Raw genomic sequence first — 12020 nt, forward strand, 5'->3', positions numbered from 1 at the left:
GTTGAGTAGGGATAGTTAGCAAGTAAGCGTTGTGCGGCTTTGCTATGCCCAATATATGTTCGTTCGCTTCACGATATGCCGTAACGGATTTGTGACCAACGGGAGCTGCGGCTTCGTTTAGACTGATGAAAGTGCGTTTAAATAGTGTAGGAAGTACAGAACAGGAGCAGAGAAATGAAATCGAAACGTTATCGCAAAACCAAGTGGATATCTGGCATTATGGCTGTCATTATTGCATTAGGTTTATTCGGATATTACAACCGTACGACGCTGGCCATGTGGGGATTTGATGTTTTTTTGTCCGGCCAGGTGAAGAATAAGCTTGAGGATTCGTATAAGCCGCTAGAAGGGCGGGAGATGCAGCCGGTAAGCTACGAGAACAAAGAGCCTTTCTCCGTACTGCTGCTTGGCGTGGACCAGCGGGACAAAGAGGTTGGCCGATCAGACACGATGATCGTATCTGTCGTTCGTCCAGCCGATGGCGCTATTCTGATGGTTTCGATACCGCGCGATACGTATACGGAGATCGTCGGCAAGGATAAGATGGATAAAATAACGCATGCTTACGCATTCGGCGGGGCGAAAATGTCCATCGAGACGGTAGAGAAGCTGTTAGATACGCACATTAATCACTACGCATCGATTAACTTTACAGGCTTCCGCGAAGTGATTGATGCGATGGGCGGCATCTCGCTTCCGATTGAGCAGGATATCGAAAACAAAGAGAAGGATCATGAGAAGTTCACGATTAAAGCGAATCAACCCGTCTATAATGGTACGGATGCGTTGAATTTTGTCCGTTATCGTGAAGATGCGGGCGGCGACGTAAGCCGTGCAGGCCGGCATCAGGTGTTCCTGAATGCCATGATGGACAAAGCATCGCAGGTGAGCCAATGGTCGAGCATTCCGGACTATATTAGCATTATGGGCGATAATTTCAGCACGGATATGACGCCGGATATGATGATTGGTCTGGCGAAGACGATGCTGCAGGCAGATGGACGCACCATTTATAGCCACACGCTGAAGGGCGATGGACATCGCAAGGAGTCCGGCGGTGCATGGTACTTCTTCGCTAACGAAGAGGATGTTGCACAGACCAAGCAATTGATCACGAGCTGGTTGGACCCGTCAATCGCGAAGAGCAGCCTGCCGCTTCCTTCCGAATATGCAGCGAAGAATAAGCCCGTACAGTCTTTGTCGGCGGGGGTAAGCACCAAGCAGAAATGAGGCTGCTGGAGCAAGCACGAATCAGTGATAGAAAATGAGGTGGCTTCAAACGATGAACATTGCATTTTTTCTACTGCCGAAGCAGGAGGTTGTGCACGTACCGAATAGCGCGACACTGCGGCAGACGCTCGAGCGAATGGAGCATCATCGGTATACGGCTGTTCCGATTCTGGATCGCGAGGGGCTGTATGTAGGTACGGTGACAGAGGGCGATCTGTTATGGCATATGAAAAATAATGATCTGTCGTTCGATCAGGTTCATAAGGTTAAGCTCTCAGATGTATCGCTTCGCGTAAGCAATCGAGCGGTGCATGTGGATGCGAATATCCGGGATCTTATCTCACTGGTGAAGACACAAAACTTTGTCCCTGTGGTAGATGACATGAACCGATTTATTGGCATTGTAAGGCGTAGCGATATTATTGATTATTGCGAAAAAAATATGTTGGCAGAAGAAGCTTCAAAACAACATGCGAAATTTGCACTCGGGCAGTAAGCGTAGTACGATACAGTTAGCATTAAATGGATGCTAAGTTATCGTTTTGCACAGGAGGCAAATATAGTATGGAGCGAAGAAGCAGACACCGCCGCCGATTCCGCGGACTGACGATGTTCGCTGCGGGATTAGCGGCGGTTTTTGTTGTTGTTCTCGTCTGGAGGCTGTGGGACGGCAACGACAGCAGCAGCGACAAACATACAGAGCGTATAAGCAGCAATGAACAGCATCCCATGCAAGTCCATTCCGGGACGAATACAGAGCTGTCAGAGGCCTCTGATGAAGCGAAGCAGTTGATGAAAAGCAGCGCGCTTAGCGGAATAGCAGCTGCAGAGCGGCAGGTGGATAATAAGGATTTGGCACGAATGTACGATATTGTCATTACGGGCGGCAGAGTGATCAATCCGGAGACGAAGCTGGATGCTGTAATGAACGTAGGCATAATCGGCAGCCAGATAGGCGTTGTAACGAAGAAGCCATTAAAGGGTAAGCGTACGATAAAAGCCGATGGATTGGTAGTTGCGCCAGGCTTTATTGATAATCTGTCGTACGACCCGAATCCATTAGGCGTATGGAACAAAATAGCTGACGGCGTAACGAGCAATATTGCGATGCATGGAGGAACGTCGACGCCGGATAAGTGGTATGCCTACTATGAACGCAACCAAACGCCCGTCCACTTTGGCGCTAGCTTCTTCTACTCGCAGGCTCGCAATCAGTTCAAGCTAAGCCGCTATGCAGGAGCAACACAATCCGAGATCGCCCAGCTTAAAGCGCAGGCGGAGAAGTCGCTCAATAACGGCGCGCTTGGCATCTCATTCAGCCTTGAATATGTTCCTGGCATTGAGGCGCCAGAAATCGTACCGCTGATGAAGCTTGCACACGATTATAACGTTCCGGTTTATTTTCATGCCCGTTATTCGGACATGGAGCAGCCGGGGACGAATATCGATGCCTTGAAGGAAATTATCGGCTATGCCCGGGAGACAGGCGCTGCTGTACACATTGACCATATTAATAGTACAGGCGGAACCTTCTCCATGAAGCAGTCGCTTGCAATGGTAGATGCGGCGCGCGCGGAGGGGTTGGATATTACGGCGTGCATCTATCCGTACGATTATTGGGGAACGTACTTAAACTCAGCGCGATTCGATGAAGGCTGGCAGTCGAGATTTCGAATTTCTTATCACGATCTACAGATTGCGGGAACCACGCAGCGGCTTACGGAGCAGACCTTTGCCCAGTTTAAGAAGGAAGGCAAACTGGCCGTTGCTTACGCGATTCCGCCGGAGGATATCGACGAGTCCATCAAGCCGCAATACGTCATGATCGGAAGCGATGCGATACTTGAGCCGGGTCTTAACAATCATCCTCGCGCGTCTGGGACATTCGCCAGAACGATTGGGCTATATGCACGCGAGAAAGGCGTTATCACGCTGATGGAAGCTGTGGAGAAGACAAGCCTGCTTCCAGCACAGCGCTTGGAGAAGCAAGCGCCGGCTCTGAAGAAAAAAGGACGTGTTGCAAAAGGGATGGATGCGGATCTGGTGCTGTTCGATTACAGCACGATTATCGATAAATCAACGGTCGAGCATCCGGAGCTTTACTCTGGCGGTATTCAGTATGTCCTCGTTGGCGGACAAGTGGCGTTGGACAATGGGAAGCTGGACAAGAGCATACGTGTTGGGGAACCAATCAAGAGCGAGTTTCAGCGTGTAAAAGGCCAAACTGAAAGCACCTTCAAGTGGGATAGCGAGGTTTACCCAGTTATCACTTATAAGGGACAACCCTATATCGATTTAAATATCGTCCAATTACACGGATATTCGCTGAAATGGGATAATAATAATCGATATTATTTAATGGTAAAGAATGGTCGAGTAAATATTAGCCAAAACCAACAAATTGAGACGGGGCAAAAGCCGGAAGTTGGTGCTTTAATGCTTGAACGCGGCTATCAGGTAGTAATGGATCGCTTCAAAACGTCTCTGCTGTCCATCGGAAAACGAAACTTTTTACCAATTGAGTGGCTGAATACTATTGGATTAAAAACCAGTCATATCAACGGAAATTGGTCAATTGACCGATCATAATCGTTTCCAATTTATAACCGGTAATGACGAATCAGGAAGAAAGTTCCTGACCGTTATTGCCGGTTTTTTTGGTTGAATTCCCTTCGAAAAACACATTCTAAACACGTCAATAAGAGTTCAATTTGTCAGTAAATAATTACCTATTAATTATCATTGATTTTAGTAGATATCTGAGGTTATAGTTGGTTTTGCGCGCGATTATTCAAAAGATATTGTCGCATAGCAACGAAATACAACATGTTAAATATTGCTTTAATGTACGGCAGTGTTTAGCAGAAAAGGGTTTTGCATAATCCGTATATTTATTCACCGCAATTCTGCAAGCCGCTATTTGTAGGTCGAACGCATCTAAGAACAATTGTGGAGGGTGAAGCGAATGAAGTTAGGTTTTAAATCTAGAATGTCCATTATCGCGACCATCATGGCACTCGTGTTGGTAGTAGTCGGTTGTACGCCGAAGGATGAGACGAAAACAGGAACGGAGACAGGCGAGAAAGGGGCAGCGACAAGCAAAGTGTTTCGCATGAACTTGTCGACAGAGCCGCCAACGCTTGATCCGGCACAATCGCAAGACCAAGTATCGTTCACGGTACTGAACGGCTTGTTCGAAGGCCTGACTCGTAAAGATGAGAAGGGTGACAATATTCCGGGCGTAGCAGAAAAATGGGATATCAGCGAAGACGGTAAAACGTATACGTTCCATCTTCGTACGGATGCAAAATGGAGCAACGGCGATCCTGTAACGGCTAACGATTTCGAGTTTGCTTGGAAGCGCGCGCTTGATCCGAACCTTAAGCCTGAGCCATCCGCTTATGCTTATCAGCTTTATTACATCGTGAATGCTGAGTCCTATAACACAGGCAAAGGCGCGAAGGCAGAAGACGTAGGCGTTAAAGCTACGGACGAGCATACGCTTGAAGTTAAGCTGAACTCGCCAACGCCTTACTTCCTGAGCCTGATGTCGTTCCAAACGTTCTTCCCGGTTCACAAATCGGTTAAAGACAATGAAGCATGGGCGGCAGACGCATCGACGATTATCTCCAACGGACCATTCAAAATGTCCAGCTGGCAGAAGAGCACGTCGATCAAAATCGTACCGAACGAAAACTACTATGCGAAAAACGACGTGAAGCTTGCAGGCGTTGAGTTCGTCATGGTGCCAGACTCCCTGACGGAGCTGAATATGTACAAAACGGGCGAGCTGGACTGGGCAGGTAAGCCGACAGGCGAAATTCCAGCGGACCAGATCGATACAGTAAAAGCTAGCGCCAAAGAAGGCGAGTTCCAACAAAAAGCGATCGCGAGCATGTACTACTACCTGTTCAACACGACGGACAAAACGTTCAAAAACGAAAACATCCGCCGCGCGCTCTCGATGGCTATTGATCGCAAGCAAATTACAGAGAAGGTCACGAAAGCAGGCGAGATTCCAGCTTACGGACTCGTTCCGCCGGGCATTAAAGGCGAGACAGAAGAGTACCGTACAGAAGTGAAGGACGACTACTTCAAAGAAGATCTTGAAGAGGCGAAGAAGCTGCTGGCGGAAGGCATGAAAGAGCTCAACATTACGAAAGTGCCGACAATCAAGCTGACGTTCAATACGAGCGACAACCACAAACGCGTTGCGCAGGCAGTAGCAGAAATGTGGCACAAAAACCTCGGCCTCGACGTCGAGATTCAAAACCAAGAGTGGGGCGTGTTCCTTGAAAATCGGAACAAGCTGAACTACCAAGTTGCGCGCGCAGGTTGGGGCGCTGACTACAATGATCCAATGACGTATATCGACCTCTTCACATCGAAGAGCGGCAATAACAATACGGGCTTTGCAAGCAAAGAGTATGACGATCTAGTTGCTAAAGCTTATGCATCCTCGGATGCGAAAGAGCGCATGGCGCTGATCAAGCAAGCGGAGAAGCTGTTCATGGATGATCTTCCGATCATGCCGCTGTACTACTATAGCGATGTGTACCTCGAGAAGCCGGGCTTCAAAGGCATCTTCATCGACTACAAAGGCGACATCGACTATACGCGCGGCTACTACGAAGGCTAAACGTTAGTCATCGCACAACAATCAATACAGATTAACGAAAACGACATGGGATATATGCATCTAGCATATATCCCATGGCTGTTTGAGCCATCATTTATGGGAGGCATTACCAACATGATACGTTTCGTATTGAAAAAGCTAATCTTCATACTCGTGTCTCTGTTCGTACTAGCCTCGGCGACGTTCTTCTTAATGAAGGCGATTCCTGGTAATCCATTCATGTCGGAGAAGGAAATCCCGAAGGCAATACGTGCAATGCTCGAAGCCAAATACGGTTTGAACGAGCCGCTATGGAAGCAGTACATCACGTACATCAACAACTTGATTCACCTTGATTTGGGGATGTCCATGAAGCAGCAATATACAACGGTTGCGAGCATTATTGGAACCGGTTTCTTGTATTCCCTTCAGCTTGGCATCTTTGCCATAATTCTCTCCGTTGTCGCTGGTGTCGTTCTCGGCATCGTCGCAGCGATTTATCATCGCAAGTTTCTCGATACGTTTACGATCTTCATCGCTGTGCTTGGCGTATCGGTTCCAAACTTTGTCGTCGCAGCTGCTTTGCAGTATTTCCTCGGCGTTAAGCTGAATTGGTTCGATGTCGCGGGGCTTAATGACCCGCTCGACTACGTGCTTCCGACTATTGCGCTTGCCGTTCTGCCGGCAGCGTTCATTGCGCGTCTGACTCGCTCAAGCATGCTTGAGGTGTTAACCGCAGATTATATTAAAACAGCTCGCGCGAAAGGGCTGAGCGGCCGCGTTATTTTGGTGCGGCACGCGCTTCGCAATGCCATTCTGCCTGTCGTGACCTACATTGGGCCGATGACGGCGAACATCATTACAGGCTCGGTCGTCGTCGAGCAAATTTTCGGCATCGGCGGCTTAGGCAAATTTTTCGTCAACAGTATCACGAACCGCGATTATACCCTCATTATGGGGCTGACGCTGTTCTATGCGGTCGTTCTGATGGCGGCACGGTTCTTAACGGACGTGGCTTATGCCTTCGTTGATCCGCGCATCAAGCTGAGCAACAGGAAGGAGGGATGAGCCGATGACGATAGCAGATATCGATCCGACCAAGCACGCCTCATCCACCGAGCAACGGTTAACGAAAGCTGATTTTGCAAAACTCGATAAGTCGGAGAAAAAAGGCGACCTCGTCGTGCGGGAGAGCATCTCGGCATGGAAAGACGCTTGGCTGCGGCTGAAGTCGAATAAATACGCAATGGTTGCGCTTGTCGTCTTGCTTGTCATTGTCATTATGGCGATCATCGGCCAATCCATTGCAGGATTCGATTATCGGTCCAATGACCTGATGGCGACCAATGAGAAGCCTAATGGCACGCACTGGTTCGGCACCGATGATCTCGGTCGAGATATGTTCGCAAGAACATGGATGGGCGCGGGCATATCGCTTCAAGTTGGCTTATATGCAGCTTTAGTAGACCTAGTGATTGGCGTCATTATCGGCGGCATTATGGGTTACTTCGGCGGACGGGTGGACGAAATTCTTAACCGCTTTTGCGAAATTCTTTATTCTATTCCAAGCATGTTAATTGTCATTCTTCTTATTGTCGTGCTCGAACCGAGCATGTTTACGATTGTATTGGCGTTAAGCATAACAGGCTGGATCAACATGGCGTGGATCGTCCGCGGCCAGATTATGCAGCTCAAAAATCAGGAGTACGTGCTGGCCTCCCGTTCGCTCGGCGCAAGTGCAGGAAGAATTCTGTTCCGTCACTTGATTCCGAACGCAATGGGCCCGATTATCGTCACGCTGACGATGACGGTGCCGAATGCGATTTTCGCCGAAGCGTTCTTGAGCTTCCTTGGACTCGGCGTTCAATCGCCGGCGGCTTCGCTCGGCACGATGATTAACGATGCGCTCAAAGCGATGACGGTATATCCTTGGCGCTTGCTGTTCCCAGCGGTTCTTATTAGCTTGACGATGCTGTGCTTTAACATTTTTGGCGACGGACTGCGCGATGCGCTTGATCCGAAGATGAAAAAATAAAGGTAGGAGGTGGCGGCGATGGAACGAATACTCGAAGTGAATGACTTGCGCGTCAACTTTAAAGTTCGCGGCGGTACGGTACAGGCGGTTCGCGGGGTGAACTTCCATGTGAACAAAGGGGAGACCGTTGCAATCGTCGGCGAGTCCGGCTGCGGCAAAAGCGTAACCGCACAGTCGCTCATGCGTCTAGTTCCTTCCCCTCCAGCCGTTACGACCGGTTCGATCCGGTTCAAGGGCGAAGAAATATTAAGCAAGTCGAAGCGTGAGATGGAGAACATTCGAGGGAAAGAAATGGGGATGATTTTCCAAGACCCGATGACCTCGCTCAACCCGACGCTTACGATAGGCAAACAAATTACCGAGGGACTCGTTAAGCATCAGAACATGAGCGAGTCTGCTGCTAAAGCGCGCGCTGTTGAAATGCTCAAGCTGGTCGGCATTCCGAATCCGGAATCACGCGTAAACCAATATCCGCATGAATTCTCCGGGGGTATGCGTCAGCGGGCAATGATCGCAATCGCGCTAGCCTGCAATCCTTCGCTGTTGATCGCGGACGAGCCGACAACGGCGCTCGACGTGACGGTACAGGCACAGATTATGGGCGTTCTGAAGGATTTGCAAACAAAGCTCGGCACGTCGATTATTCTCATCACCCATGATCTTGGCGTCGTGGCGGATGCTGCTGACCGGGTTATCGTTATGTATGCAGGCAAGGTGGTCGAGTCGGGCAAGACGCGCGATATTTTCAAAAATCCGAAGCATCCATACACACGTGGGCTACTGCGTTCGGTGCCTCGTCTGGACCAGAAAAAAGACGAGCCGCTTATTCCGATTTTCGGCACTCCGCCGGATCTGATTAAGCCGCCTGCGGGCTGCGCATTCTGCGCGCGTTGCGACGAGGCGATGCGCGTTTGCTTGCCGAATGATCCTGTCCTCGTGCCGGTTGAAGGCGAAGGGCATACGGCTGCTTGCTGGCTGAACCATCCGCTGGCTGGCGAAGGAGGGGAGAGCGCATGAGCAAGAAGATAGGGGAGCCGCTCATCGAGATTCGCGATTTGAACAAGCATTTTAATCTCGGCGGCGGACAAATCTTGAAGGCCGTGAATGACGTGAACCTGACGATCGGACGCGGCGAGACGCTTGGCGTCGTAGGGGAATCGGGCTGCGGCAAATCGACGCTGGGCCGAACGGTTATGCGGCTTTACGAGCCAACGGGCGGAGAAGTTATTTTCGACGGCAAACCGTTGTATGATCTGAAGGGCTCCGCGATGAAGGCGGTTCGCCGCGATATGCAGATGATTTTCCAAGATCCATACGCATCCTTGAATCCGAGGATGACGATCACAGACGTTATCGGCGAAGCGCTTGATATTCATAATCTGGCGGGAAGCCGCGCGGAACGCAGGAAGAAGGTCGAAACGCTGCTCGATACGGTTGGCCTTAATCCCGATCATGCGACGCGTTATCCGCATGAGTTCTCAGGCGGGCAGCGTCAGCGGATCGGCATCGCTCGGGCGCTGGCTGTAGAGCCGAAGTTCATCATTGCCGATGAGCCGATCTCGGCGCTCGACGTTTCGATTCAAGCACAGGTGGTCAACCTGATGCAGGACCTGCAGCGGCGCATGGGCTTGACGTATATGTTCATCGCGCATGACCTGTCGATGGTTAAGCATATTAGCGATCGCGTTGCCGTTATGTACCTCGGCCGCGTCGTTGAGCTGGCGGAGAGCAGCGAGCTTTATGCAAACCCGGCTCATCCGTATACGCAGGCGCTGCTGTCGGCGATTCCGATTCCGGATCCCGACGTGGAAGCAGAGCGGGAGCGCATCACGCTCAAGGGCGAGCTGCCAAGTCCGATCAATCCGCCGAGCGGCTGTCCGTTCCGCACCCGCTGCCCGCTGGCAACGGAGAAGTGCGCCAAGGATACGCCGGCGCTTGCCGAAGTGAAGAAAGGCCATTTTGCTGCATGCCATTATGCATCGGTTTAATAACCAAGGGGTGTCGGAAAGCCGCAAGGGCTGGGGACACCCCTTTTTTTGCGTTGAGGCGGTGTTGCCGTAAGGTCGCACTTCCATTTTAGGTGGCGTTGGTGGATGATGTGGATGCGGCGGCCTGTTCGTTGCAGTTCATACAATGGAATAGACTGGAATGCGGAAGTAGGAAGGCGTCATTGTATTTGATGCAGCGGGAAAGCTGGTTTTCTATACTTTGGGCACATTGTAGCTCTTCTGAGGCGTATCTCGTTGTATGGATTGCAATGGGGACCTTCGTGGCAGGCCACTCCTGCCTTTTCCATTGTACGAAATACAACGGCATGGCAATCAGAATAAAAGGTAGAGATAGAGGGAGAACGCGGGTGACCGATAAAAAAGCTGTCCTAAAGTCGACTGGCAATGACTTACGGGACAGCTATTCGCTTTATCTAGAAGAAGCGACTAATGACATAGGAGATCACAAACAGCACAACTCCAACGCCCATTGCGGCGAATACAAAGATTCCAAACCAGCGGAGGGGAGCGGGCAGCGTCGATAGATCAGCCTTCTGAGTGGGCGTACCGACTACGTCCCGGTAATGCGCGGTCACGTCATTGAACGATGGAGTTTCTCTCGACATTTTATACAACGCACCTCGCTTTGTATACGTAATAGAAGGAGAGGACCGTGGTGTCTTACGTGAATTATCACATAAGGGGGAGTATATTCCAATATTTGATTGAGCTGATTGTGCAAAACCAATTCCGATCGACCGATTCGCAGCCGGACGTGGAAGACTCCTCTTGTGTGTACGATTTCGGATTTATGCTATAATGAGCTGTAAAGCTTTAGTGAAAAGCTCTGACGAAGCGTACTGACGAAGAGCCTGCACCATGAGTTGTTGCTTTGCCTTAGAGCCAGTCTTACAGGCCAAAGGAGGAGCGGTATGCGCGGAACGGAACGCGAGATGGATGTAGCCAAGCGCGCGCAGGCAATCGAATGGCTGAAGATGGAGCTCGTCGACCAGGTATCCCGCTTGTTCAAAGCGCTATGGGACGGCAGTGTTTCAAGGCTGACGGACAGTCTGGCCAGTCTCATTTCGAGCGGATATATTTTGGGACGAAGACTGGGCATCCCTTACCGGGAGCTCGACGAGGCGATCATTGCCAAGCTGCGCAAGCTGTCGCAAGAAGGGCATACGTTAGAAGATGCTTATCACGATTTATCGACGCTGGAAGAACATATTCGCAAGAGGTGAACGGTTTGAATACCGGCAAACAATCGCTTATCTGGAGTGCAGTTCTGCTCGTTCTGATGCTCTCCATGGCCGTACCCGGCCTCAACATGCTTACGGTTGTCTTTATGATGGTTCCTTATGTCGTGCTTTACGCAACGAGGTCGAGGGGGGCATTCGCGCTTCACGTCGTTCTCGTATGGATCATCGCGTACTTATTAGTGGGCGCAATAGCCCCGATTCTTGGCTTGTTCTTCTTGGTTCCATCGATAATAATGGCTCATATGATTAATAAGCAGTCACCGCCTGGGCGGGTGCTCGTATCGGGCATTCTGTCATTATTGGGCATTATGCTGCTTGAACTATTGCTCTTCAATCTGATTTTTGGCGTCTCGCTCATTAACGAGCTCGGCACAACCGTTCGGGAGACGACGGATTCCTTAATGAAGGAAGGCCTGCTGCCGGAGACGTGGTCGGCGGATTTGACCGATTCGATGGTTACGCTTATGACGCAATCGGTGCCAGTCGCGCTTATGACGATTTCGTTCGTCTATGCGGCGGTCACGCAGTATTTCAGCCGGATGGCTTTGAAGAAGAGCGGATTAACGATCCCAGCCATGCCGAAGGCGCATGAATGGAAGCTGCCGCGCATCATGGTGCTGTATTATCTGGTATCCTTGGTGCTGAGCATGGTCATCGTCGCGGATAATTCGTTCTTGTCGATCGCGCTGCTGAATCTGGTGCCGCTGCTTCGAATGGCCTTTATGCTCCAAACGATTGGGTTTTTCTTTTATATTGCGCATCAACGCGGTTGGCCGAAGGCTGTGCCTATCATCATTTCAGTCTTCGTCCTTCTCATTCCACCGATCAGCTTGATTGGTGTACTGGACACCGCCTTTCCGATTCGGAAGGCATTCGAGAAACGATAA

At 50.4% G+C, this 12020-nt stretch carries 11 protein-coding genes; 10 read left to right on the forward strand and 1 reads right to left on the reverse strand.

Annotated features, from left to right (window positions below):
* Window positions 1-174 precede the first annotated feature (174 nt).
* The 8 genes from PAECUDRAFT_RS11360 (at window position 175) to PAECUDRAFT_RS11395 (ending at window position 9871) form a co-directional block, all read left to right on the forward strand.
* Window positions 175-1230 (forward strand): LCP family protein, encoded by a 1056-nt coding sequence (locus PAECUDRAFT_RS11360; RefSeq protein WP_006038239.1) that lies wholly within the window; start codon window positions 175-177, stop codon window positions 1228-1230.
* A 52-nt stretch (window positions 1231-1282) separates the two neighbouring features.
* Entirely contained in the window at window positions 1283-1726 is a 444-nt protein-coding gene (locus PAECUDRAFT_RS11365) for a CBS domain-containing protein (protein ID WP_006038240.1), read from the forward strand.
* Window positions 1727-1794: 68 nt separating this feature from the next.
* On the forward strand, window positions 1795-3819 hold the full coding sequence (locus tag PAECUDRAFT_RS11370) for an amidohydrolase family protein (RefSeq protein ID WP_006038241.1): 2025 nt from the start codon (window positions 1795-1797) through the stop codon (window positions 3817-3819).
* A 376-nt stretch (window positions 3820-4195) separates the two neighbouring features.
* A complete protein-coding gene (locus PAECUDRAFT_RS11375; protein WP_006038242.1) occupies window positions 4196-5869 on the forward strand; it encodes a peptide ABC transporter substrate-binding protein in 1674 nt (557 codons plus the stop codon).
* 114 nt (window positions 5870-5983) lie between these two features.
* Window positions 5984-6916, forward strand: a complete 933-nt coding sequence (locus PAECUDRAFT_RS11380; RefSeq protein WP_006038243.1) for an ABC transporter permease — start codon at window positions 5984-5986, stop codon at window positions 6914-6916.
* A 4-nt stretch (window positions 6917-6920) separates the two neighbouring features.
* Entirely contained in the window at window positions 6921-7883 is a 963-nt protein-coding gene (locus PAECUDRAFT_RS11385; RefSeq protein WP_006038244.1) for an ABC transporter permease, read from the forward strand.
* A gap of 18 nt (window positions 7884-7901) precedes the next feature.
* Complete coding sequence (locus PAECUDRAFT_RS11390) at window positions 7902-8900, forward strand: ABC transporter ATP-binding protein (RefSeq protein ID WP_006038245.1); 999 nt, start codon at window positions 7902-7904, stop codon at window positions 8898-8900.
* A complete protein-coding gene (locus tag PAECUDRAFT_RS11395; protein ID WP_006038246.1) occupies window positions 8897-9871 on the forward strand; it encodes an ABC transporter ATP-binding protein in 975 nt (324 codons plus the stop codon). Before PAECUDRAFT_RS11390 ends, PAECUDRAFT_RS11395 begins: the two co-directional genes overlap by 4 nt.
* Window positions 9872-10305: 434 nt before the next feature.
* Here the strand turns inward: PAECUDRAFT_RS11395 and PAECUDRAFT_RS25265 are convergent, their stop codons facing one another.
* Window positions 10306-10497, reverse strand: a complete 192-nt coding sequence (locus PAECUDRAFT_RS25265) for a hypothetical protein (RefSeq protein ID WP_083814136.1) — start codon at window positions 10495-10497, stop codon at window positions 10306-10308.
* Between the two features lie 306 nt (window positions 10498-10803).
* Here PAECUDRAFT_RS25265 and PAECUDRAFT_RS11405 point away from each other — a divergent pair, with 306 nt between their 5' ends.
* On the forward strand, window positions 10804-11115 hold the full coding sequence (locus PAECUDRAFT_RS11405; RefSeq protein WP_006038249.1) for a MazG-like family protein: 312 nt from the start codon (window positions 10804-10806) through the stop codon (window positions 11113-11115).
* On the forward strand, window positions 11112-12020 hold the full coding sequence (locus PAECUDRAFT_RS11410; RefSeq protein WP_407636290.1) for a DUF2232 domain-containing protein: 909 nt from the start codon (window positions 11112-11114) through the stop codon (window positions 12018-12020). Before PAECUDRAFT_RS11405 ends, PAECUDRAFT_RS11410 begins: the two co-directional genes overlap by 4 nt.

This window comes from Paenibacillus curdlanolyticus YK9, from assembly GCF_000179615.1.
GTDB classification, from domain to species: domain Bacteria; phylum Bacillota; class Bacilli; order Paenibacillales; family Paenibacillaceae; genus Paenibacillus_T; species Paenibacillus_T curdlanolyticus.

Coding starts and splice junctions, on each gene's coding strand:
- PAECUDRAFT_RS11360 (WP_006038239.1), top strand. CDS start 175: ATGAAATCGAAACGTTATCGCAAAACCAAGTGGATATCTGGCATTATG.
- PAECUDRAFT_RS11365 (WP_006038240.1), top strand. CDS start 1,283: ATGAACATTGCATTTTTTCTACTGCCGAAGCAGGAGGTTGTGCACGTA.
- PAECUDRAFT_RS11370 (WP_006038241.1), top strand. CDS start 1,795: ATGGAGCGAAGAAGCAGACACCGCCGCCGATTCCGCGGACTGACGATG.
- PAECUDRAFT_RS11375 (WP_006038242.1), top strand. CDS start 4,196: ATGAAGTTAGGTTTTAAATCTAGAATGTCCATTATCGCGACCATCATG.
- PAECUDRAFT_RS11380 (WP_006038243.1), top strand. CDS start 5,984: ATGATACGTTTCGTATTGAAAAAGCTAATCTTCATACTCGTGTCTCTG.
- PAECUDRAFT_RS11385 (WP_006038244.1), top strand. CDS start 6,921: ATGACGATAGCAGATATCGATCCGACCAAGCACGCCTCATCCACCGAG.
- PAECUDRAFT_RS11390 (WP_006038245.1), top strand. CDS start 7,902: ATGGAACGAATACTCGAAGTGAATGACTTGCGCGTCAACTTTAAAGTT.
- PAECUDRAFT_RS11395 (WP_006038246.1), top strand. CDS start 8,897: ATGAGCAAGAAGATAGGGGAGCCGCTCATCGAGATTCGCGATTTGAAC.
- PAECUDRAFT_RS25265 (WP_083814136.1), bottom strand. CDS start 10,497: ATGTCGAGAGAAACTCCATCGTTCAATGACGTGACCGCGCATTACCGG.
- PAECUDRAFT_RS11405 (WP_006038249.1), top strand. CDS start 10,804: ATGCGCGGAACGGAACGCGAGATGGATGTAGCCAAGCGCGCGCAGGCA.